This is a genomic window from Marilutibacter aestuarii, assembly GCF_006546775.1.
Lineage (GTDB): Bacteria > Pseudomonadota > Gammaproteobacteria > Xanthomonadales > Xanthomonadaceae > Marilutibacter > Marilutibacter aestuarii.
In genome coordinates this window covers 1-22,188 of the sequence record NZ_VICE01000077.1, presented here as the reverse complement: position 1 = coordinate 22,188, position 22,188 = coordinate 1, and the positions used below count along the sequence as shown (strand labels likewise).

17 protein-coding genes are annotated in these 22,188 nt (G+C 71.4%); 10 read left to right on the top strand and 7 right to left on the bottom strand.

The annotated features are described in order from the left end of the window. Nucleotides 1-489, bottom strand: a 489-nt coding sequence (locus FKV25_RS08300) for an alpha/beta fold hydrolase (protein ID WP_141518326.1), incomplete at its 3' end; no start/stop codon positions are given. Next, nucleotides 486-1,499: a ferrochelatase gene (gene hemH, locus FKV25_RS08295; protein ID WP_141518327.1), complete on the bottom strand. Its 1,014-nt coding sequence runs from the start codon at nt 1,497-1,499 to the stop codon at nt 486-488. The genes FKV25_RS08300 and hemH, both read right to left, overlap by 4 nt. 176 nt (nt 1,500-1,675) lie before the next feature. On the opposite strand from hemH, the gene FKV25_RS08290 reads away from it, so the two are divergent. From FKV25_RS08290 to tatC, 4 genes are all read left to right on the top strand, one after another. Next, the gene (locus FKV25_RS08290; RefSeq protein ID WP_211345402.1) at nt 1,676-2,611 is read left to right on the top strand and encodes a lipid-binding SYLF domain-containing protein; all 936 of its coding nucleotides are present in this window, start codon (nt 1,676-1,678) and stop codon (nt 2,609-2,611) included. 104 nt (nt 2,612-2,715) lie between these two features. Next, a complete protein-coding gene (tatA, locus tag FKV25_RS08285) occupies nt 2,716-2,946 on the top strand; it encodes a Sec-independent protein translocase subunit TatA (protein WP_141518324.1) in 231 nt (76 codons plus the stop codon). A 49-nt stretch (nt 2,947-2,995) separates the two neighbouring features. Then, nucleotides 2,996-3,502: a Sec-independent protein translocase protein TatB gene (tatB, locus tag FKV25_RS08280; RefSeq protein WP_141518323.1), complete on the top strand. Its 507-nt coding sequence runs from the start codon at nt 2,996-2,998 to the stop codon at nt 3,500-3,502. After that, entirely contained in the window at nt 3,486-4,262 is a 777-nt protein-coding gene (gene tatC, locus FKV25_RS08275; protein WP_141518322.1) for a twin-arginine translocase subunit TatC, read from the top strand. Before tatB ends, tatC begins: the two co-directional genes overlap by 17 nt. 28 nt (nt 4,263-4,290) lie before the next feature. On the opposite strand, the gene FKV25_RS08270 is transcribed toward tatC, so the two are convergent. The 4 genes from FKV25_RS08270 to FKV25_RS08255 all read right to left on the bottom strand — a co-directional run bounded on the left by FKV25_RS08270 (nt 4,291) and on the right by FKV25_RS08255 (nt 8,363). After that, nucleotides 4,291-5,151, bottom strand: coding sequence for a BPSS1780 family membrane protein (locus FKV25_RS08270; protein ID WP_141518321.1), 861 nt, complete (start codon nt 5,149-5,151; stop codon nt 4,291-4,293). 51 nt (nt 5,152-5,202) lie between these two features. Then, nucleotides 5,203-5,625 carry a FosX/FosE/FosI family fosfomycin resistance hydrolase gene (fosX, locus tag FKV25_RS08265; protein WP_141518320.1) on the bottom strand — a complete coding sequence of 141 codons (423 nt, stop codon included), beginning with the start codon at nt 5,623-5,625 and terminating at the stop codon, nt 5,203-5,205. Nucleotides 5,626-5,642: 17 nt separating this feature from the next. After that, complete coding sequence (locus FKV25_RS08260; RefSeq protein WP_141518319.1) at nt 5,643-6,386, bottom strand: glutamine amidotransferase; 744 nt, start codon at nt 6,384-6,386, stop codon at nt 5,643-5,645. Nucleotides 6,387-6,557: 171 nt separating this feature from the next. Next, entirely contained in the window at nt 6,558-8,363 is a 1,806-nt protein-coding gene (locus tag FKV25_RS08255) for a GspE/PulE family protein (protein ID WP_141518318.1), read from the bottom strand. A gap of 82 nt (nt 8,364-8,445) precedes the next feature. Between FKV25_RS08255 and glyQ the strand changes: the two genes are divergently transcribed. The 6 genes from glyQ to FKV25_RS08220 all read left to right on the top strand — a co-directional run bounded on the left by glyQ (nt 8,446) and on the right by FKV25_RS08220 (nt 19,584). After that, nucleotides 8,446-9,381, top strand: coding sequence for a glycine--tRNA ligase subunit alpha (gene glyQ / locus FKV25_RS08250; protein ID WP_141518317.1), 936 nt, complete (start codon nt 8,446-8,448; stop codon nt 9,379-9,381). Further along, entirely contained in the window at nt 9,378-11,480 is a 2,103-nt protein-coding gene (gene glyS, locus FKV25_RS08245) for a glycine--tRNA ligase subunit beta (protein WP_141518316.1), read from the top strand. The genes glyQ and glyS overlap by 4 nt, the downstream gene beginning before the upstream one ends. Nucleotides 11,481-12,098: 618 nt before the next feature. Further along, nucleotides 12,099-13,886, top strand: a complete 1,788-nt coding sequence (locus FKV25_RS08235) for an autotransporter assembly complex protein TamA (RefSeq protein ID WP_141518315.1) — start codon at nt 12,099-12,101, stop codon at nt 13,884-13,886. A gap of 2 nt (nt 13,887-13,888) precedes the next feature. Further along, the gene (locus FKV25_RS08230; protein ID WP_141518314.1) at nt 13,889-17,776 is read left to right on the top strand and encodes a translocation/assembly module TamB domain-containing protein; all 3,888 of its coding nucleotides are present in this window, start codon (nt 13,889-13,891) and stop codon (nt 17,774-17,776) included. A gap of 30 nt (nt 17,777-17,806) precedes the next feature. Further along, nucleotides 17,807-18,529 (top strand): SIMPL domain-containing protein, encoded by a 723-nt coding sequence (locus FKV25_RS08225; RefSeq protein WP_170218591.1) that lies wholly within the window; start codon nt 17,807-17,809, stop codon nt 18,527-18,529. Beyond that, entirely contained in the window at nt 18,526-19,584 is a 1,059-nt protein-coding gene (locus tag FKV25_RS08220) for a winged helix DNA-binding domain-containing protein (protein WP_141518312.1), read from the top strand. The genes FKV25_RS08225 and FKV25_RS08220 overlap by 4 nt, the downstream gene beginning before the upstream one ends. Before the next feature lie 42 nt (nt 19,585-19,626). Here FKV25_RS08220 and mnmG read toward each other — a convergent pair whose 3' ends face one another. Then, on the bottom strand, nt 19,627-21,516 hold the full coding sequence (mnmG, locus tag FKV25_RS08215) for a tRNA uridine-5-carboxymethylaminomethyl(34) synthesis enzyme MnmG (protein ID WP_141518311.1): 1,890 nt from the start codon (nt 21,514-21,516) through the stop codon (nt 19,627-19,629). Nucleotides 21,517-22,188: the final 672 nt, after the last annotated feature.

Sequence of the window (22,188 nt, the reverse complement as noted above, 5' to 3'; positions counted from 1 at the left end):
GAACACCCGCAGCGACTTGCCACGCAGGGCGCGGGAGGCGGTGATGGCATCGCGCATCCGGCTGGCGGTCTGGTCGGGCGATTCGGCCAAGGCGCCCAGGGCCTCGATCGCCACCAGGCGCTCGACCCGGTCCGGACAGGCCGCCGCCAGCAGGCTGGCGATGCCCGCGCCCATCGAATGCCCGAGCAGCGAGAACCGCGACCAGCCCAGCGCATCGGCGGCGTCGAGCACGGCATTCACCGCGCCGGGAAAGGAGTAGTCGGCGCCGGCCGCGAGGTGGGCGCTGAGGCCATGGCCCGGCAGGTCGAGCGCGACCAGCTCGATGTCGGGCAACAGGGGCGCGATCGGCAGGAAGCTGGCGGCGTTGTCGAGCCAGCCGTGCAGGGCGAGCACGCGGGGTGCGTCCGCGTCGTGCCCGGCCCGGCGCAGCCCGGCCATGCGGCCGAGCGGCGTCTCGAGCACGATCTCCTCCAGCGTCGTCCCGCTCATGCGACCGTGTCCGGGAAGGAGGCGCGAAGCAGGGACGCCAACGCGCGGGCGTGGCGCGCATCGGCATTGAGGGAGGGAATGTAGCGCAGCTGCCCGCCCTGGGCGGCGAAGCCCTCGGCGAGCATCATCGCGATCTCCTCCAGCGTCTCGATGCAGTCCACCGCAAAGCCCGGCGCGACCACGTCGACCCGGGTCACGCCGCGCGCCGCCAGGGCCTTGAGGGTGTCCTCGGTCGAAGGCGACAGCCATTGCTCGCGGCCGAAGCGCGACTGGTACGACAGGCTCCAGGCATCGGCCGGCAGCCCCAGGGCCGCCGCGATCGCCGCCGCGCTGGCCTCGCACTGGGCCTGGTAGGGATCGCCGCGGTCGACGAAGCGTTGCGGCAGGCCATGGAAGGACATCAGCAGGTGGTCGCCGGCGCCCTCGCGCTCGCGATGGCTGCCGATGGCGTCGGCGACCGCGCCGACCCAGCCCGCGTCGACGTGGTAGTCCTTGACCATCCGCAGCTCGCAGCCCGGGGCGCTCGCGCGGAAGCGGTCGACCACGTCCGCGATCGAGGCCGTGGTGGAGGTGGAGTACTGCGGGTACAGCGGCAGCACGAGGAAGCGACGGATGCCCTCGCTGCGCAGGCGTTCGAGGGTGTCGGCCAGCGAAGGCTGGCCGTAGCGCATCGCGTCGACGACCCGCAGCCCCGGCAGCTCGGCGTCCAGGGCGCGCGCCAGCCCGCGCGTGTGTACCGCGAGCGGCGAGCCGCCGTCGGCCCCGTCGATCCAGATGCTGGCGTACTTGTGCGCGACCGGGCGCGAGCGCAGCGGCAGGATCACGAAGTGCAGCAGCGGGCACCACAGCCAGCGCGTCATGTCGACCACGCGATGGTCGTGCAGGAACTCGGCCAGGTAGCGACGGACGGCGGTGGGCGTGGCGGCGTCGGGCGTGCCCAGGTTGACCACCACCAGGGCGGTGTCGGGCAGGCCGAACGGCGAAGCGGGCAGGGGCGCGGTATCGGTCATCGCCATAGGATGACACGGGGCCGCCGGCGCGATGGCACCGCGATCGCGTGGCGAACGCCCGGGAAGTGTTTCGTGCCGATTCATTCCGCTGGCGCTAGCCTGCCCCACAATCGGACCCTGACGTCCAGGCGCCGGCCACCGGCCGCGCCGCCAACCCGGAGCCTTGCATGAACGTGATGACCCGCCTGTCCCCCGCCCTGGTCGCATCCGTGCTGTGGCTGGGCGCGGCGACCACCGCCGTGGCCGGCCCGCAGGAGGACGAGCGCGCGCGCAACGCCCTGCGCGTGCTCACCGACATCCAGGCAATCCCGGAATCGGCGATCCCCGACAAGCTGCTCGACGAGGCCAAGGGCATCGTCGTGGTCCCGGACACGCTCAAGATCGGCCTCGTGCTCGGCGGCCGCCGCGGCCACGGCCTGATGTCGGTCAAGAACCCCGACGGCACCTGGTCGAACCCGAGCTTCGTCAAGCTCACCGGTGGCAGCATCGGCTTCCAGGCCGGCGTGCAGTCCGCCGACGTGGTCCTGGTGTTCCGCAACCAGCGCGGGCTCGACTCGATCGTCAATGGCAAGGTCACCCTCGGCGCCGATGCCGGCGTGGCCGCCGGCCCGGTCGGGCGCAACGCCTCCACCGCCACCGACGGCCAGCTCAAGGCCGAGATCTGGTCCTGGTCGCGGGCCCGCGGCCTGTTCGCCGGCATTGCGTTGGACGGTGCCGTGCTGAGCATCGACGATGCCGCCAACGAGGCCGTCTACGGCAACGACACCACCCCGCGCATGGTCTTCGAAGACCGCGCCCACCAGGCCCCCTCGGATGCCGTGGTCGATTTCCGCGACCAGCTGGAGGAGGCCACCGCGATCGCCCGCGCCAACCGCCGCGACGGCGATGCGCCGGTCGCGCCTGCGCCGATGGTTGCGCCCGCGCCGGCCGACCCCGTCGTCGCCCCGTCTGCTGCATCGTCGTACACGATGCCGACCACCACCGTGCGCGGCTCCGACGGGCGGTCGACCACCATCGTCGAGGGCCCCGGCCAGCAGCCGGCCCCGTTCGAGACCGTGGAGAGCCCGGTCCAGGCCGAACCGCTGCCGCTCGAGCCCGACGACGGCCGCTAGTCCCGGCCAGGCGCCGGCCCCCGGGCCGTGCGCTTCACTGAACGGCGCCATCGCCTGTCATCCGGCTGCGGTATCCTGACCTCTCCTTACGCGCAGGCATTCACATGGGTGGTTTCAGTCTCTGGCACTGGTTGGTCGTGCTCCTGATCGTGGTGTTGGTGTTCGGCACCAAGCGCCTGAAGAACGTCGGCAAGGACCTCGGCGAAGCCGTCAAGGGCTTCAAGGACGGCGTGAGCGACGACAAGCCCGCGGCGCAACTGCCGAAGGACGAGGCCGACGCCCCGGGCGCGGCCCGCAGCGAGCAGGCCCGCGACGACGAGCGCACGCCGCGCTGAGGCGCGGCGTTCGACGTCCACGCGGTCCCGTCCACGGCTCCCCGGCGCCATGTTCGACATCGGCTTTTCCGAGATCTTCGTGATCGCGGTGGTCGCCCTGCTCGTGCTCGGGCCGGAGCGCCTGCCCAAGGCCGCGAAATTCGCCGGCCTGTGGGTGCGGCGTGCCCGCGCGCAGTGGTACTCGGTGAAGTCCGAGTTCGAGCGTGAGCTGGCCGACGACGAGCTCAAGCGCAGCCTGCTCGATGCCCGCGACAACCTGCGCGACGCCGGCGACGCCCTGCGTGAAGGCAGCGAGGCCCTGCGGCGCGACCTGGAGTCCTCCACCGGCGAGGTACGCCGCTCGCTGAGCGGCATGGCCGCCGCGGCCACCACCGCCGGATCATCGGCCGGGTCGGAGCCGACCGACGGGCCCGCACCCGAGCGGCTCGAGGCGGGAGCCGGCGAACCGGTGCATGCCGACGCGACGGCAGCGGATACCGCCGATGCCCCCGATGAACGCGGCGGCAGCGCGGACGCGCGGACGCGGGAGGAGGACACGCATGCACCGCGATCCTGATCCGGCCAGCGCCACCGACGGCGTCGGCGTGGATCCCGCGCCCGCCGACGAGCCGCGCCTGCTCGACCACCTGATCGAACTGCGCAGTCGCCTGATGCGGGCGGTGCTGGGCCTGCTTGCGGTGGTCCTGGTGACGCTGCCCTTCGCCAACCGCCTGTACGGCTGGCTGGCCGCGCCCCTGCTGGCCAAGCTGCCGGAAGGCGCGCACATGATCGCGGTGGAGGTCGCTTCGCCGTTCTTCGCCCCGCTCAAGCTCGCTTTCTTCGTGGCCCTGGTGCTGTCGATGCCCTGGCTGCTCTACCAGGCCTGGGCCTTCGTCGCACCGGGCCTGTACCAGCGCGAGAAGCGCCTGGCCCTGCCATTGCTGGCCTCGGCGGTGGGCCTGTTCTACCTGGGCTGTGCGTTCGCGTACTTCCTGGTGCTGCCCACGGTGTTCGGTTTCCTCACCGGCATCACCCCCGAAGGCGTGTCGATGATGACCGACATCAACGCCTACCTCGACTTCGTGCTGGTGATCTTCCTGGCCTTCGGCCTCAGCTTCGAACTGCCGGTGGCGCTGGTGATCCTCGCGCTGCTGGGCTGGGTCACTCCGGCGCAGATGAGGGAAGCGCGGGGCTATGCCATCGTCGGCGTGTTCATCGTCGCCGCGGTGGTGACGCCGCCCGACGTGATCTCGCAGCTCATGCTCGCCGTGCCGATGATGGCCCTCTACGAGCTGGGCATCCTCGCCTCGCGCTGGCTGGTGCCGCAGCCGCGCTAGGCGCGGCCGCTCGCGCCCGGAGCGGCGCTCAGGCCTCGATCCCGGTACTGTTCGAGAGCGGCGGGGGGACGTCGTCCAGCATGTGCCGCCAGGCCGAGTAGATCGTCCCGCCGATCAGCGGCAGCAGCACCGACATCATCAGCAGCTGGCCGATGAAGAGCGCCGGCATCTGGCCGATCGCGAACCCCAGCAGCACGACGAGGATGTTGACGCCGATGCTCAGCGCGAACAGCACGATCACGAACAGCACCATGAACACCAGCACCGCGCCGATGTTGCGCAGGCAGGCGCGCAGGCTCAGGCCCATCGCCGCCATGCCGCCGCGTTCGGTGAACATGACGTCCGGGATGGCGATGAAGGTGAAGAAACCCGCCACCAGGCTCACCACGAGTACCGCCACCAGCCAGGCGAACAGCGAACCCACCGGCAGGGACTGGACCAGCGCGGGGTCGGGGTTGGGACTTGCCTGCAGCTTCTCCATCACCTCGGCCATGTGCTGCAGTTCGTCGCTGCCCACCATCACCACCAGCAGCACCGCCAGCACGACCAGCGCGGCGAGCTGTGGCAGCAGCATGGTCAGAAAGCGTGCCAGTTTGCCTTCGCGCAGACCCTGGACCAGGTGCGCCGGGTGGGCACTGCGGCCCAGGTCGACCTCTCGCGCGGCATAAACCACGCCGCCGAACAGCAGCGGACCGAGCACCGCGAGCACCAGGCTCAGCCAGAGCTGGCCGCTGATGGAGGCCGCCGCCGACACGCCGCCCCAGATCAGCCCCAGCAGGCCCAGGGCCAAGGGTGCCTTGCGCAGCAGCGCGAAGCCGTCGAGCAGCCATTGCGCGCCATTGCTGGCGGGGAGTTTCCGGATCGGCGACGGGGTGTCGTGGGGGTTCATCGTGGCTCTGCGGGACAAGGGACGTGGACGGGATGGGAGCGGCGGAGGACGTCAGCCGGGTCGCTTGTCCGCTCGCAGGGATGCGTAGCGGGCCAGGCGCTCCTCCAGGCTGCCAGTGTGCAGCTCGAAGAGGTGATTGTCGAAGTCGTGCACGTACAGCGACTGGCCTTCGCCGGCGATCCTTGGCCGTGGCGGCAGGAGCTCCGCGCCGATCGCCGCCAGGCGTTGCCGGTACCCGGGCAGGTCGGCCTCGTCGACACGGAAGGCGACGTGCTGGTAGGACCGCCGGGCGGGCGGTTCGCCCTCCATCGCGGCCAGCCACACGCCGCCCAGCAGGAAGAACTTCTCGCGCGCCAGCGAATGCGTGTCGCCGCCGCTTTCGTAGACCTCGGTCGCGCCGAGGCCTTCGCAGAGGAAGCGCCGCATCCGCTCCAGGTCGGCGACGACGAAGGTGAGGTGGCTGATGCCCTGCATCGACACCGGCCCGGCCGTCAGGCGCGTGCCAGCGTGCGCGCGTGGTGGACGAAGCGCCGCAGCACCCGGCGTCCCTGCGGGGCGGCACCCACGCCGCGCAGCAACGCATCGGCGTCGAGCGATTCGCGCATCAGGGCGGTGCGCCGGGCGCGGATGTAGCCGCGCATGTGGGTGGCGCTGAACTCGGGATGGAACTGGACGCCCCAGGCGGCATCGCCCCAGCGGAAGGCCTGGACCGGCTCATGGGCGGAGCGCGCCAGCGCCACCGCGCCCTCGGGCAGGCGCAGCACGCTCTGCACGTGGGTGAGCTGGGCATCGAAGCGCGCGGGCATGGCGCCGAGCAGGGGGTCGTCGGCGGCGGCCGGGTCGAGCACGATTTCCATCGTCCCCATCTCGCGGCCGCCGGGGTGGTCGCCCACTTCGCCGCCCAGTGCGTGCGCGAGCAGCTGGTGGCCGTAGCAGATCCCCATGATCGGCACGCCGGCCCGCGCCGCGCTGGCCAACCAGGCCGCGCAGCGCTCGCTCCATTCGAGGCGGTCGCTGACCATGGCGCCCGAGCCCGACACGATCACCCCGGCCAGGCCAGCATGGCCGGGCAGCGGCGCGCCGGCCTCGACGTTGACCGAGGGCGACTCGTCGCGGTGCAGGCCGCCGGCGACGCGGATCCAGTGGGCGAAGTCGCCGTGCCGCCGCATCGGCGCGATGGGCAGGCCGGTCTCGACGATCAGGAAGCGCGGGGCGGGGGCGGGGAGGTTCGACATGGGTGGATGCGGTCTCGGTGGCGTGCATTGACACGGGCAGGCGCCGGGCCGCGGAGGCGGGCCGGCACCGGCGTCGGGGTACTTCGGCGTGCCGTCCGTTCGGGCGGGCGCCGTCGGATGGCGGCGCTCAGGGTACCGCCAAGGCTTGCCGCGTGGGGGCGATGGTGGCGCTCATTCGGTGGGCGGCAGCACGGAGACGACTTCGGCGACTGTCGTCAGGCCCTCGGCGACTTTCTCGGCACCGGCGCGGCGCAGCGGCTTGAGCCCTTCGGCGGCGGCCGCCGCGGCGAACGCCGCCAGCTCCATGCCGGGCTGGATATGCCGGCGCAGTGCCGGCGAGAGCGTCATCAGCTCGTAGACGCCGACCCGCCCCAGGAACCCGGTGTTGCGGCACTCCAGGCAACCTTCGGCCCGGTGCGCGCGTACCGGCGCGGGCGGCGGCGCGTCGCCGAGCAGGGGTGCCCAGTCCGCGGCCGACAGGGTCGCCGGCACCCGGCAGTGGGGACAGAGGGTGCGCACCAGGCGCTGCGCGAGCACGCCGTTGAGCGTGGAGGCGATCAGGTAATGCGGCACGCCCAGGTCGAGCAGGCGGGTGACCGCGGACGCCGCGTCGTTGGTGTGCAGGGTCGACAGCACCAGGTGGCCGGTCAGCGCCGCCTGCACCGCCATCTGTGCGGTTTCCAGGTCGCGGATCTCGCCGATCATGATGATGTCCGGATCCTGCCGGAGCAGGGTGCGCACGCCGCTGGCGAAGTCCAGGTCGATCGCCGGCTGCACCTGCATCTGGTTGAGCTCGGGGGCGACCATTTCGATCGGGTCCTCGACGCTGCAGACGTTCACGTCGTCGGTGGCCAGCTCCTTGAGCGTCGCGTACAGGGTGGTGGTCTTGCCCGAACCGGTGGGCCCGGTCACCAGCACGATGCCGTGCGGGCGCTGGACGAGGGCGTTCCATCCCGCTGCCTCATGGGCATCGAAACCGAGCTGGTCGATGCTCTTGAGCGCGGTATCCGGATCGAACAGGCGCATCACGCATTTCTCGCCGAACGCGGTCGGCATGGTCGACAGGCGCATCTCGACTTCGCGGCCGCCCGGCGAGCGGGTCTTGATGCGCCCGTCCTGCGGACGCCGGCGCTCGCCCAGGTCCATGCGGCCCAGCACCTTGATCCGGCTGATGGCGGCGGTCATCACCGGCGGTGGCATCTCGAACACCTTGTGCATGACGCCGTCGATGCGGAAGCGGACGCGACCCAGCGAGCGCCGCGGCTCCAGGTGGATGTCGGAGGCGCGCTGCTCGTTGGCGTACTGCAGCAGCCAGTCGACGATGTGGACGATGTGGTGGTCGTCGGCGCCCACTTCGCCCAGACGGCCCAGCTCCACCAGTTGTTCGAAGCTGGGCATGCTGCTCTTGCCCAGCATCGACTGGCCGTCGTCGGCGCCGCGGACCGAGCGGCTGACCCCGAAGAACTCCATGGTGTAGCGGTGCAGGTCGAGCGGATTGACGACGACCAGCTCGATCTCGCGCCGGGCGAGGTGGCGCATGTCCTCGAGCCAGCCGTCGGCATTGGGCTCGCTGGTCGCCACCAGCACCCGTTCGGCGTCCACCGCCAGCGGCAGGATGCGGTGCCTGCGCGCATAGGCGTGCGACATGACCGCCGTGGCCGCCGGCACGTCGACCCGGGTCGGGTCGATGCGCAGGTAACGGCGCCCGGTGGCGTCGGCGAGCCAGCGGGTCAGGCGCTCGAGCGACAGCTCCACGCCGGGCGCCTGCCGGGATTCCATCTTCAGTCCCGCCAGCAACACCAGCGGGTGGACGTCGGTCGCCGTGCGCGCGCCGCTGGGCAACTGCACGCGTTGCATGTCCTCGGGGCCGATCAGGCCGTCGTCGGCCAACAGGCGGGCGACGCTGTCGAGGGTCAGGCGACCGGGGGGCAGGCGGTTGTGGCGGGCTGCGTCCCCGGCCGATGGATCTGGGGTCATCGTGCCTCCTGGCCGGCGCCGGGGGCAGGGGAAGCCCCGGCGGCCCGCTATACTAACGCGCCCTCCCGACAGGCCTGTCTGCATGTCCGACGCACGGTCCGCCGCTCCGACCTTCCAGCAGCTCATCCAGCGCCTCAACGCGTACTGGGCGGAACAGGGCTGCACCCTGATCCAGCCGCTCGATCTCGAGGTCGGTGCCGGTACCTTCCACCCGGCGACCTTCCTGCGCGCGCTGGGCCCGGAGCCGTGGAACGCGGCCTACGTGCAACCCTGCCGCCGGCCCACCGACGGCCGCTATGGCGAGAATCCCAACCGCCTGCAGCGCTACTACCAGTACCAGGTCGCGATGAAGCCCAGCCCGGACAACATCGTCGAGCTGTACTTCGAGTCGCTCAAGGCCCTGGGCGTGGACCCGCTGGTGCACGACCTGCGCCTGGTCGAGGACAACTGGGAGTCGCCGACCCTCGGTGCCTGGGGCCTGGGCTGGGAGGTCTGGCTCAACGGCATGGAAGTGACCCAGTTCACCTACTTCCAGCAGGCCGGTGGCCTGGAGTGCAAGCCGGTGCTGGGCGAGATCACCTACGGCCTCGAGCGCCTGTGCATGTACCTGCAGAACGTCGACAACGTATTCGACCTGGTCTGGACCCACGGCCCCGATGGCATGCCGGTGACCTATCGCGACGTGTACCACCAGAACGAGGTCGAGCAGAGTACCTACAACTTCGAGCATGCCGACGTGGCCGAGCTGTTCCACCGCTTCGACGCCTGCGAAGCCGAAGCGCAGAAACTGATCGAGCTGGAGCTGCCGCTGCCGGCCTACGAGCAGGTCTGCAAGGCCAGCCACAGCTTCAATATGCTCGATGCGCGTCGCGCGATCAGCGTGACCGAACGCCAGCGCTACATCCTGCGCGTGCGCAAGATCGCGCAGGGCGTGGCCCAGGCCTACTACGCACAGCGCGAGAAACTCGGGTTTCCCGGCGTCAAGCGCGGCCAGGGCCACGCGGAGGTGGCGGCATGAGCGCGACGTCGATGAAGCCGCTGCTGGTCGAGATCGGCACCGAGGAACTGCCGGTCAAGGCACTCCCGGGCCTTGCGCGGGCCTTCTTCGACGGTGTCGTCGCCGGGCTCGGCAAGCGGGGCGTCGAGGTCGACGCCACGGGCGCCCGCCCGCTCTACACGCCGAGGCGGCTCGCCGTGCACCTGCCCGGCGTCGCCAGCGAGCAGCCGGCGCAGGCCTCCGAGGTGCTGGGCCCCTACCTCAACATCGCCCTGGACGCCGACGGCCTGCCGACCCGCGCACTGGAAGGCTTCGCCGCCAAGGCCGGGGTCGACTGGAAGGCGCTGGAGCGGACCACCGACAACAAGGGCGAGCGCTTCGTGCACCGCGTGGTCAAGGCCGGCGCGCGTACCGCGGACCTGCTGCCCGAGGTCGTGGCCGAGGCCGTGGCCGGCATGCCCATCCCCAAGCCGATGCGCTGGGGCGCGCACGCGCACGGTTTCGCGCGCCCGGTGCATTGGCTGGTGCTGTTGCACGGCAACGACGTCGTCGATGCCGAGGTCATGGGCGTGCGCAGCGACCGCATGAGCCGCGGCCATCGCTTCATGCACGACAAGCCGGTGTGGTTCAGCACGCCCGACGACTATGTCGAGTTCCTGCGCGGCGCCCGCGTGCTGGTCGACCCGGACGAACGCCGCGCGCGCATCGTCGCCGAGGTCGAATCGGCGGCGCGCGCCGTCGGCGGCAGCGCGCGTATCGACGCGGGCATCCTCGAGGAGGTCAACGGCCTGGTCGAATGGCCCAGGGGCGTGGCCTGCAGCTTCGAGCACGACTTCCTGGCGGTCCCGGCCGAGGCGCTGGTCACCACGATGGAGACCAACCAGAAGTTCTTCCCGATCCTCGATGGCGAGGGCAAGTTGACCGAGCACTTCGTCGGCATCGCCAACATCGAGAGCCGCGACGAAGCCGAGGTGCGCAAGGGCTACGAACGCGTCATCCGCCCGCGCTTCGCCGACGCCAAGTTCTTCTTCATGGAAGACCTCAAGCAGGGCCTGCCCTCGATGGGCGATGGCCTGGCGGGGGTCACCTACCAGGCGCGGCTTGGCAGCGTGGCCGACAAGGTCGCGCGCGTGGCGGCCCTGGCCGAGGCGGTGGCCGCCGCGGTCGGTGCCGATGCGAACGCCGCGCGCCGTGCAGCGGAGCTGTCGAAGAACGACCTGCAGTCGCGCATGGTCAACGAGTTCCCCGAACTCCAGGGCATCGCCGGTCGCTACTACGCCGTTGCCGCGGGCGAGCCGGTCGAAGTCGCCGAGGCGATCGACGAGGCCTACCGTCCGCGCTTCGCGGGCGACGACATCGCGCTCTCGCCGCTGGGCAAGGTGCTCGCGATCGCCGAGCGCCTGGACACCCTGGCGGGCGGTTTCGCCGCCGGGCTCAAGCCGACCGGCAACAAGGACCCCTTCGCCCTGCGTCGCAACGCGCTGGGCCTGGCGCGCACGCTGATCGAGAGTGGCTTCGACGTCGACCTGCCCGCGCTGGTCGACGTCGCGGTGTCGCAGTTGCCCGTGGACGTGCAACCGCACGCCGACCGCAACACGCAAGACATGCGGCATGAGCTCCACGACTTCATCCTCGATCGCCTGCGCGGCTACTACGCCGACAAGGGCGTGCCCGCGCAGCACTTCAGCGCGGTGGCGGACAAGCGCCCGGCCTCGCTGTACGACTTCGATCGCCGCATCGACGCGATCGGCAGCTTCGCCCAGTTGCCCGAGGCCGAGGCCCTGGCGGCGGCGAACAAGCGCATCGGCAACATCCTCAAGAAGGCCGAGGATGCAGGCGGCGGCACCATCGACCCGGCCCTGCTCAGCGAGGTACCCGAGCGCGCCCTGGCCGAAGCGGTCGAAGTGCTCTACGCCGAGACCGGGCAGGCGCTCGCGAAGGGGGACTACGCGACGGTGCTCAACCACCTCGCGCGCCTGCGTCCGCAGGTCGATGCCTTCTTTGACGGCGTGATGGTCAACGCCGAGGACCCGGCCGTGCGCGCGAACCGGCTCGCCCTGCTCAAGCGGCTCAGCGATCGCCTCGGCAGCGTCGCGGCGATCGAGCACCTCTCGGTCTGATGCCATCCCCTGCGTGCATCCCCCGGGTGCACGCAGGGCTGGCATCACCCGCCCGGGCTCGCGTGATCCGATGTTCACCATGGGCGCGCAGGCGGGGCCGGGCGGGCGGGACGCGGACCTCAAGGCAAAGGCTCCGGACCTGGCACGAGAGCCTGCACGGGGCGTCGCGATTCGGGTATCCAGGGGCTCGATCCCGGCGTCCGCCGGGAAGACGGGCGACCGTTTTCCATTCCCCTCACGTCCCGGGGCAGGATCCGCAGGAGGGGTCGAGCCGCAGGCGAAACCCATCATCGATCGCCCCCATCGCTGACGGGCTTTGCCTGGTGAAACCCATCCCGCGCAGGATGGGACGGCCCGCTCCAACGTGGACACGTGGGTGCCGGCATGGGCAAAGGCTGGATCCCAGCGTTCGCTGGGATGACGGGTGAAACTTCCCGACGCCCGACGCCCGACGCCCGACGCCCGACGCCCGATTCCCGATTCCCGATTCCCGATTCCCGATTCCCGATTCCCCATTCCCCATTCCCCATTCCCCATTCCCCATTCCCCATTCCCGGCGCAACGCGCCCAGGGCCGATCGTTCATGGTCGTTTGACGTCCTACCGGTATCCTCGCCCAATGCCCATCGCCCCCCGCGCCCTTGTCTTGCTGATCGTGTCGATTGCCGCGGGCCCGGCGATGGCGGCGAAGGTGGGCGAGGTGACCGTCATCGGCCTGGACGAGGCGATGACCACCAACGTCCGCGAATCCTTGTCGCTGGTCGACGCCGAGGGCGAGGAGATGCGCGGCCGTCGGCTCGGCTTCCTGGTCCGCGAAGCCGAGGACGAGACCCGCACCGCGCTGGAACCCTTCGGCTACTACGATCCGCAGATCACCGTCGAGCGCGTGCGCGAGGGCGACACGGTGTCGGTGACGATCACGGTGGTGCCCGGCGAACCGGTGCGCGTGCGCCGGACCGACGTCGCGATCCTCGGCGAGGGCGTCAAGGACCGCTACCTCAAGGAAGACCTCGCCCGTTTCAAGCCCGCGGTCGGCGACGTCCTCGACCATCAGGCATACGAAACGAGCAAGGTGCGCATCACCCGGCGACTGGCCGAACGCGGCTACTTCGATGCCGAGTTCGTGTCGCGGCGCGTTGAAGTCACCCGCGCCGAGCAGGCCGCCGACATCGACCTGGTCTGGGAGAGCGGGCGTCGCTACGACATGGGCCCGATCACCTTCGAGCAGGCGCCGAACAGGATCATCCGCCCCGGCATCCTCGAGCGCCTGGTGTACTGGGAACAGGGCAGTTACTACCACCAGGGCAAGCTCGACCGCCTGCGCCTGTCGCTGGCATCGCTGGACTACTTCTCGGCGATCGACATCGCGCCCGATCCCGCCGCGGCGGTCGATGGCGAGGTACCGGTCGCGGTCACCCTGACGCCGGCCAAGCGCAGCGTGTACACCGCCGGCCTGAGCTACGGCACCGACAACGGCTTCGGCGTGCGGCTGGGTTTCGAGCGGCGCTACCTCAACGACCGCGGCCACAAGCTCAAGACCCAGGTCGACTGGGCCGAGCGCAAGAAGGCCGCGACCGTGCAGTACCGGATCCCGGCCTTCGCCTGGCTCGATGGCTGGTACACCCTCAGCGCGCAGTACGCCGACGAGCAGACGGACTATGTCGACTCGCGGCGGGTCGAGTTCGTGGGCTCGCGCAACGGCCAGATCAACGAGCACTGGGATGCGACGGCCTCGGTGCACTTCCTGCGCGAGCGTTGGCGCTACGACCTGGCCGACGATGGCGGCGGCGCACTCGCCCCGCTGCCCGATTACGAGTACGGCACCTTCCTCTATCCGTCCCTGCGCGCCCACTACATCCGGGCCGACGACCGCATCTTCCCGCGCAATGCCTTCAGCCTGACCACCGTCATCAAGGGCGCGGTCGAGGGCGTGGGGTCCGACGCCTCCTTCGCCCAGCTCTACGGCATCGCGCGCTGGTATCGCGGCTTCGGCGACAACGACCGCCTGATCGTGCGCGGCGAGGCCGGCCACACCTACACCGACGAGGTGGTCTCGCTGCCGCCCAGCCTGCGCTTCTACGCCGGCGGCGATGGCAGCATCCGCGGCTATGCCTACCAGGAGGTCGGCCCCTCGTTCGAGAACGACTTCGGCGAGTACTACACCGGCGCCAAGAACCTGGCGACGGCCAGCGTGGAGTACGAGCACTATTTCAGTGGTCCGTGGGGCGCGGCGGTCTTCGTCGACACCGGCTCGGCCTTCGACGATACCCCCGACTGGCGCACCGGCGTCGGCATCGGGCTGCGCTGGCGCTCGCCGGTGGGGCCGGTGCGGGTCGACATCGCCCATGGCCTGGACGACCCCGATTCGTCCTACCAGTTCTACCTCAACATCGGCGCGGATCTCTGACCATGGCCCGCCCGCCCGTCCCCGCCACGCCCCAACCGACGCCGGAAGAACGCGAGGCGCGCATCCGCGAACTGCGCCAGCGCCGCCGCGCGCGGATGCGGGTCCTGGCGGTCCGCACCGGCCTGGTCGCCGCGGGCCTCGGCCTGCTCGCGGGAGGCCTGCTGTACTGGCTGCTGAGCACCGTCGGCGGCCGCGACCTGCTGCTCGGCCAGGTGGTCGCGCGCCTGCCTCCCAATGCCCGCCTGGAGTGGCGCGATGCCGAGGGGCCGGTTGCCGGCCCGATGACGCTGCACGGCCTGCGCTTCGAGATGGATGGACTGGTCTTCAACGCGGAGCGTGCCACCCTCGACCCGGCGATCCGCCCGCTGATCGGGCGCACGCTCCGGCTCGACGCATTGCAACTCGAGGGGGCCAGCCTGCAGTTGCCGCTCGCCGAGGACACGCCGTTCGAACTGCCGCGCTGGCCGGACGTGCTGCCGGCGATCGAGCCGCCGTTGGCGCTCGAAGCCGACGACGTCCAGGTCGACGGGCTCGCGGTGAGCCGCCTGGAACAGGCCGTGCCGGGCAGGGCGGTGGCGGCGGTGCCGCTGATCGACATCCGGCGCCTGCGCGGCGGCCTGCGTGCACGCAGCGGCGTGCTGGAACTCGAGGGCCTGGAGGTCGCCAGCGATCGCGGCCGCTTCGCGGTCGACGGCGAATACCGGCCGGGGGACGACTACCGGACCGACCTGGTGGCCACCGCGGTGCTGCCGGCGCCACGCGGACGCACGCCGGCACGCATCGGCCTGGTCGCCCGCGGCGACCTCGCGCGCATGGACGTCGGCATCGGCGGTGCCGTGCCCGGCCCGCTGCGCGCGACCGCCACCCTGCGTGGCGAATCGCCGGTGCGCTGGACGCTCGATGTCCGCGCCGACGCAGTCGATCCCGGCCTGCTGGCCGGCAGCGACGTGCCGGCGCAGGACCCGCTGGTCGTGTCGCTCGCGGTCGAGGGCGAGGACGGCGAAGCGCGCCTGCGCGGCAACGTCCGCCAGGGCACGCTGGCGGCACGACTGTTGCCGTCCACCTTGCGCCTCCGCGACCAGGTGCTCGAGCTCGATCCGCTGGTACTGGAAACGCTGGACGGCCGCGTACGCGCGCAGGGACGCGGCGACTTCAGTGACCCCGCGGATCCCCGCGTGCGCCTGGCGCTCAATGCCCGCGGCATCACCTGGACAGGTGCCGAGACCGCGCCGGGCGAACCGGCCCCGGTCGCGATCGTCGGCAATGCCGACCTGGGCGTCGCCGGCACGCTGCAGGCCTGGGCGGCGGTGGGCCGCGCCACGCTGACGCGAGACGGTGAACAGGCCACGGTGGACTTCGACGGTCGCGGCGACGAGCGGCAGATGCGCCTGGAACGCTTGGAAGTCGCGATGCCCACCGGCACCCTCGATGTCGACGGCGAGTTGCACTGGACGCCGACGCTGGGCTGGACCGCCGAGGCGGCGCTGGCCGGTTTCGATCCGGGCTATTTCGCGGCCGACTGGCCGGGCGCCGTGGATGGCCGCGTCCGCAGCGAAGGCGAACTGCGCGATCCCGGCGGCCTGCGTGCCAGCGTCGTGGTCGACGATCTCGGCGGCCGCCTGCGCGACCGCCCCCTGGACGGCAAGGGCCATGTCGAGATCGACGGCGAGAGCTACCGCGGCGAACTCGCGCTCCGCCTCGGTGGCAGTCGCATCGAAGCCAAGGGGCGGGTCGCCGACACGCTGGATGTCGACGCCCGCTTCATGCCGCTGCAACTCGCCGACCTGTTGCCTGCCGCAAGCGGCACTCTCCAGGGGCGCGTGCGGCTGGGCGGCGCGCCGGCGGCGCCCGACATCGAGGCCGAGCTGCGCGGCAGCGGCCTGCGCTACGGCGACTACAGCGCGCAGTCCATGAGCGTCCAGGGCCGCCTGCCCTGGCGTCGCGGCGAGGGTGCGCTGGCACTGCGCGCGAGCGGCCTGGAGGCCGGGGTGGCCCTGGACCACGTGCGCGTGGATGCGCGCGGCGCGGTGGAAGCGCTGTCGCTCGATGCCGAGGCCCAGGGCGACATCGGCCAGTTGGCCCTGGCCGGGCAAGCCCGCAAACAGGGCAATGCCTGGCAAGGCGAACTGGCGCGGCTCCGGCTGGCACCGGCGCGGGGCGCGCAATGGCAATTGCAGCAGGCCGCGGGTTTCCGTTGGGACGGCGGCAACGGCCGCCTCGACCCCGCCTGCCTGGCCTCCAGTGCCGGGGGCCGCCTGTGCGCCAACGCGGACTGGCCGCGCCGGGGGCTGTCGGTGCAGGGCGAGGCCCTGCCGCTGCTCCTCATCGAGCCCTACCTGCCCGAACGCGGCGACGGCCGGCCCTGGGTGATGCGCGGCGAAGTCGCCCTCGACGCGCAACTGCGCCCGGCCGGCAATGCCTGGCAGGGCCATGTCGAACTGAGCTCGCCCAGCGGTGGCTTCAAGTTCCGCGAGCGCGCCCAGCGCGAGCCGTTCAACTACAGCGACCTGAGCCTGTCCGCGCAGTTCGACCCCACCCGGATCGAAGCCACGCTGGACAGCACGATCAACCAGAGCGGGCGCCTCGCCGCGCGCCTGCAGACCGGCTGGGATGCCTACGCGCCGCTGTCGGGCAGCGCCGACTTCAACATCGACGAACTGGTCTGGCTGGAGCTGTTCTCGCCGGACCTGCTCGAACCGCAGGGTCGTTTGTCGGGCAACCTCACGGTCTCGGGCACACGCGCAGAACCGCGGCTGGGAGGGCAGGCCCGGCTGGCCGATTTCACCACCGAGCTGCCGGCGCTGGGCATCGTCCTGCAGGACGGCCAGGTCGACCTGGTCGCGCAGGGCGACGGCACGGCCCGCATCGACGGCCGCATCCGCAGCAGCAATGGCGACGAGGCCGGCGGGGTGCTCGACATCGACGGCGTGCTCGGCTGGCGCGGCGGCGCGCCGCCGTTGCAGATCAACGTGCGCGGTGACAACGTGCTGGTGTCCGACACGCGCGACCTCCGGGCCGTGGCCAGTCCCGACCTGCAGATTCGCATCGCCAACGACGCACCGGTCACCGTCACCGGCAAGGTCGCGGTGCCCTCGGCCCTGCTCGACCTCGAGCGCCTGGACGGCGCGGTCAGTCCCTCCGCGGACGTGGTCGTGCTCGACCCGGTGGACCCGGAAAAGACCGGCAGCACGCCCCTGGAGCTGGACCTGGACATCAGCCTCGGCGACGACGTCCGCCTCAATGGCTTCGGCTTGAAGGGCCGGCTGGGCGGACAGATGCGCGTGCGCAGCACGCCCGGCCGCGAGATGACCGCGCGCGGTGCGCTCACCGTCGCCGGGCGCTACAAGGCCTACGGGCAGGACCTCACCATCACCCGCGGCACCCTGAGCTGGTCCGGCGGCCCGGTATCGGACCCCATCCTCGACATCCGCGCCGAGCGCGAGATCGGCGACGTCACCGCCGGCGTCGACATCGGCGGGCGCGTCGGCAGCCCCAGCGTGGAGGTCTGGTCCGATCCGGCCAGCACCCAGTCCGAGGCGCTGTCCTACCTGACCCTCGGCCGACCGCTGTCCTCGGCCAGCGACAGCGAGAGCGAGCAGCTCAGCGCGGCCAACGCGGCACTGTCGGCCGGTGGCAGCGTGCTGGCCTCGCAACTGGGCACCCGGCTCGGCCTCGACGACGCGGGCGTCATGCAAAGCCGCACCGCCGGCGGCGTCTTCGGTTTCGGCAAGCGCATCTCGCCCCGCCTGTATGTCGGTTACGGCGTGTCGCTGCTCGGCAACGGTACCGTGCTGACCCTGAAATACCTGCTCGGCAAGGGCTTCGATGTCGAGATCGAGTCCGGCTCCGAGGAAAGCCGCGGCTATCTCAACTGGCGCAAGGAGAAGTAAGCTCGGCCTATCCCCGACATGGAGTCCACGATGCGCCTGGCCACGACGCTTGCCCTGTATGCACTGTTGTCCGCCGCGCCTCCGCCGGCCCATGCCGGCACGCCCCTGCCCGATGCACCGCACATCGTCGCAAGCGGCCAGGGCGAGGTCGAGGCGAAGCCCGACCAGGTGCGCGTCACCTTCCAGTTCAACAGCCTGCAGCCGGCGCCGCTGGCGGCCAAGCAGCGGGTCGACGCGGGCGTCGCCCGGCTGCTGGCGGCCCTGCCCGGCTTCGGCATCGGCGACGCCGACGTCACCGCCTCCGACCTCGATGCCGCCGAGGACGTCGATTACGACGACGACGGCCGCCGCATCAGCCGCGGCTACCTCGCCCGTCGCGAGGTGACCGCGACCCTGCACGACCTGGACCGGTTCAATGCCCTGCTCGACGGCGGCCTGGCCGCCGGTGCGGTCGCGATTTCCCAGGTCGAGTTCGAGTCCAGCCAGGCCCCTGAACTGCGCCAGCAGGCCAAGGCGAAGGCCGTTGAGGATGCCCGGCGCGAAGCATCGGAGGTGGCGCGCTCGTTCGGCGCGACGCTGGGGCCGGTGTACAGCGTCGACAGCGTGAACGCGCGTTTCAGCGCCGGGTACGGCGCGCAATCGCTTGACCGCATCATCGTCACCGGCAGCCGCGGGCAGGCACCCGGCCGCTACCTGCAGCCCAGGGTCAGCTACGCTGCGTCGGTCACCGCGGTGTTCGAACTCGAACGTTGACGGGCACGCTGGCCAGCCTGCGGGCACGGCGCCTGGCGGCCCAGCACCTGGGCGCGGAACAGGCGGCCTCGCCGCTCGCGGCGGTGCAACGCCTGCTCGCGGTGCAGGCACAGGACCCGGTCGCGGCCTGCTGGGCGATCGGGCTGCGCAGCGGCGCAAGCGGCATGGCCGCGGTCGAGGCGGCCGTCGCCGAGGGCCGTATCGTCCGCACCTGGCCGATGCGCGGCACCCTGCACTACGTCGCCGCCGAGGACCTGCGCTGGCTCCAGGGCCTGCTGGCGACGCGCTACCTGGATCGCGAGCTCGCACGACAGGCACGGGGGCGAGGCCTGGATGCCAGGACGCTGGCGACCGCGCGACGCACGATCGAACATGGCCTGCGCGACGGTCGACCCTTGCCGCGGCCGATGCTGTACGAGGCCCTGGAGGCCGCCGGCATCGCCACCGCGGGCGGTCGCGGCCTGTACGTCCTGTTGCGCCTGGTGCACGACGGCGTGCTTTGCCAGGGACCGAGGATCGGGCGCCAGCCCAGCTTCGTCCGGCTCGATGCCTGGGTCCCGCCGGCGCCGCCGGTCGCGCGCGAAGAGGCACTGGCCCGGCTCGCGGTGCGCTATCTCGCCGGGCATGGCCCCGCGACCGCACAGGACCTGGCGTGGTGGTCGGGACTGACGCTGCGCGACGCAAGCCTGGCGCTGCACCTGGCCGGGGACGCCGTTGAGGCCGTGGACTTCGACGGCGTGTCGTATCTCGACCTGGCCGGCGCGAACGCCGCGCCGACACGGTCACCGCGGCGCCCGCTGTTGCTGCCGGCCTTCGACGAATACCTGCTCGGCTACAAGGACCGCACGCCAGTACTGGCGCCGGCCGAGCACCGGCGGGTGTTCACCCTCAACGGCATCATCCAGCCCTGCGTGGTCGTGCGTGGACGCGTCGTGGGCACCTGGTCGCGGACGGGTGCCGCCGTGCCGCCGTCCTTGTTCGCGCCGCTTGCCGACGCGGAGCTCGCAGGGATCGAGGCCGCGGCGCGGCGCCATGCGCGCTTCTGGCAGGCCTGAGTCCGGCGAAGCCGGCGCCCGCCGGATCGCGAGCGAACGCCCTCAGGCCACCCGGCTGCCGCGATGCCGGGCCAAGTGGACCAGCAACAGCGATATCGCCGCCGGCGTCATGCCGGGGATGCGCTGTGCCTGGCCGACGCTCTCGGGCATCACGCGCTCGAGCTTCTGCCGCACTTCGGCCGACAGGCCGCGTACCGTGGCGTAGTCGAAGCCGGCGGGGATCGCGGTGCCCTCGTTGCGGCGCGCGCGTTCGATGTCCTCGCGCTGGCGGTCGAGGTAGCCCGCGTACTTGACCCCGATCTCGACCTGTTCGGCCACGGCGGCGTCCTCGACGGCGGGCCCGATGCCCGGTACCGACGCGAGGTCCGCGTAACCGACCCCGGGTCGCTTGAGCAGGTCGCGCGCGGGCGTCTCCCGGCTGAGCTCGATGCCGAGGGTATCGGTCACGGCGCGGCCGAGGGGATTGTTCGGCCCCGCCCACAGGCTGCCCAGCCGCGCACCCTCGCGTTCGACCGCGTCGCGCTTGGCCTCGAAGCGCGACCAGCGGGCGTCGTCGACGAGGCCGAGCTCGCGCCCGACCGGGGTCAGTCGCAGGTCGGCATTGTCCTCGCGCAGCTGCAGCCGGTATTCGGCGCGGCTGGTGAACATGCGATAGGGCTCGGAGGTGCCGTGCGTGCTCAGGTCGTCCACGAGCACGCCCAGGTAGGCCTCGTCGCGGCGGGGCGACCAGCCGGGCAGGTCGCGCACGAAGCGCGCGGCGTTGACGCCGGCGAGCAGGCCCTGCGCGGCCGCTTCCTCGTAGCCGGTGGTGCCGTTGATCTGGCCGGCGAAGAACAGGCCCGCGACCGCCTTGGTCTCCAGCGTCGTCTTCAGCCCGCGCGGATCGAAATAGTCGTACTCGATCGCATAGCCCGCGCGGGTGATGTGGGCCTGCCCGAAGCCGCGGATGCTGCGCACGAGTTCGAGCTGCACGTCGAAGGGCAGGGACGTGGAAATGCCGTTGGGATAGATCTCTGCAACGCCCAGCCCTTCGGGCTCGACGAAGATCTGGTGGCTGGCCTTCTCGGCGAAGCGCACCACCTTGTCCTCGATCGACGGGCAGTAACGCGGGCCGGTGCCTTCGATCTGGCCGGTGTAGAGCGGCGACCGGTCGAGCGCGTCGCGGATGATCTCGTGGGTGCGTTCGGTGGTGTGGGTGATCCAGCACGACACCTGCCGCGGGTGGTCGGCGCTGCTGCCCATGAACGACATCACCGGTCGCGGGTCGTCGCCGGGTTGCTCGTCCATCACGGTGTAGTCGAGGGTGCGTCCGTCGATGCGCGGCGGGGTACCGGTCTTCAGCCGGTCGACCACGAACGGCCCCTCGCGCAGGCGCTGCGCCAGCACCGTGGCCGGCGGATCGCCCGCGCGACCGGCGGCATGGGTGGCATGGCCGACATGGATCTTGCCGGCCAGGAACGTGCCGGCGGTCAGCACCACGGCCGGCGCCTCGAAGCGCAGGCCGGCCTGGGTCAGGACGGCGGACACGCGTCCGCCGTCGAAGACGATGTCGTCGACCGCGGACTGGAACAGCGAGAGCCCGGGCTGGTCCTCGACCGCGCGGCGGACGAACGCCCGGTAGAGGTTGCGGTCGGCCTGGCATCGGGTCGCGCGAACGGCCGGGCCCTTGCTCGCGTTGAGGCGGCGCCACTGGATGCCGGCGGCATCCGCCGCACGGCCCATGATCCCCCCCATGGCGTCGATTTCCTTGACCAGGTGGCCCTTGCCGATCCCGCCGATGGCGGGATTGCAGCTCATCGCGCCGACGGTCTCCACGTTGTGCGTCAGCAGCAGCGTGCGCGCACCGGCCCGGGCCGCGGCCAGCGCGGCCTCGGTGCCCGCGTGCCCGCCGCCGACCACGATCACGTCATAGCGATGGAAGCTGCTGCTCATTCCCAGGGTCCTCGTCGGCGACTCCCGGCACCGCGGTGCCCGCCGGCGGCCGCCAAGGGCTTGGATTCTAGGCCAGTCGGGAGGCGCTTGCCTGTCTGTTTCCCGTACGTGGGAAAAGTTGGCACGCATTCTGCATTACTACCCATGCACCCGACGGGGCAGGCGCGAAGGCGCCGGCCGGAATTGGAACAGGGGCTGGCCATGTGCCCGCCGGGGAAGCAGAGGGCCGAATGTCGGGGGACGTTCGGCCCTTTTTTTGGCTTTTTTTTGTCCGCCGATCCTGTGACGCGCATACGGTGGGCGTCGTGATCCGTGTCGGGAATATGCAGCCGACGCGGCGCAATCACTGGCGTACGGGCAAAGAAATGGCCGCAGAGCGCGGCCAAGTCGGTGTCTCGCCGGCAAGGCGCCGACGCTCGACGGGGACGGAACAGGGGGGATCCGTGATTCCTCGTCGAACGCCGACATCGACGCTTGCGGCACTGCCTGACCCAGGTTGCGTCGGAAAGCGACACATTGGGTCAGGTGGGTCTAGCTTGCGCCCGAGGACGCGCTGTCGTCAAGCGACGGCCGTCACGTCCAGTGCGTGCGGCGGCGTATGCCTGTTCAGCGTTCCTGGGTGGCCGGTGCGGCGCGGTCGATCGTGCGGGCGCGCGGCGGCGCACTGCTGCG

Bases quoted from the DNA above. Each gene is read 5' to 3' on its own strand.
- FKV25_RS08260 (WP_141518319.1), bottom strand. From the start codon at position 6,386: ATGTCGAACCTCCCCGCCCCCGCCCCGCGCTTCCTGATCGTCGAGACC.
- FKV25_RS08230 (WP_141518314.1), top strand. From the start codon at position 13,889: ATGGCCCGCCCGCCCGTCCCCGCCACGCCCCAACCGACGCCGGAAGAA.
- glyS (WP_141518316.1), top strand. From the start codon at position 9,378: ATGAGCGCGACGTCGATGAAGCCGCTGCTGGTCGAGATCGGCACCGAG.
- fosX (WP_141518320.1), bottom strand. From the start codon at position 5,625: ATGCAGGGCATCAGCCACCTCACCTTCGTCGTCGCCGACCTGGAGCGG.
- tatB (WP_141518323.1), top strand. From the start codon at position 2,996: ATGTTCGACATCGGCTTTTCCGAGATCTTCGTGATCGCGGTGGTCGCC.
- mnmG (WP_141518311.1), bottom strand. From the start codon at position 21,516: ATGAGCAGCAGCTTCCATCGCTATGACGTGATCGTGGTCGGCGGCGGG.
- tatA (WP_141518324.1), top strand. From the start codon at position 2,716: ATGGGTGGTTTCAGTCTCTGGCACTGGTTGGTCGTGCTCCTGATCGTG.
- FKV25_RS08235 (WP_141518315.1), top strand. From the start codon at position 12,099: ATGCCCATCGCCCCCCGCGCCCTTGTCTTGCTGATCGTGTCGATTGCC.
- FKV25_RS08290 (WP_211345402.1), top strand. From the start codon at position 1,676: ATGACCCGCCTGTCCCCCGCCCTGGTCGCATCCGTGCTGTGGCTGGGC.
- glyQ (WP_141518317.1), top strand. From the start codon at position 8,446: ATGTCCGACGCACGGTCCGCCGCTCCGACCTTCCAGCAGCTCATCCAG.
- hemH (WP_141518327.1), bottom strand. From the start codon at position 1,499: ATGACCGATACCGCGCCCCTGCCCGCTTCGCCGTTCGGCCTGCCCGAC.
- tatC (WP_141518322.1), top strand. From the start codon at position 3,486: ATGCACCGCGATCCTGATCCGGCCAGCGCCACCGACGGCGTCGGCGTG.
- FKV25_RS08270 (WP_141518321.1), bottom strand. From the start codon at position 5,151: ATGAACCCCCACGACACCCCGTCGCCGATCCGGAAACTCCCCGCCAGC.
- FKV25_RS08225 (WP_170218591.1), top strand. From the start codon at position 17,807: ATGCGCCTGGCCACGACGCTTGCCCTGTATGCACTGTTGTCCGCCGCG.
- FKV25_RS08255 (WP_141518318.1), bottom strand. From the start codon at position 8,363: ATGACCCCAGATCCATCGGCCGGGGACGCAGCCCGCCACAACCGCCTG.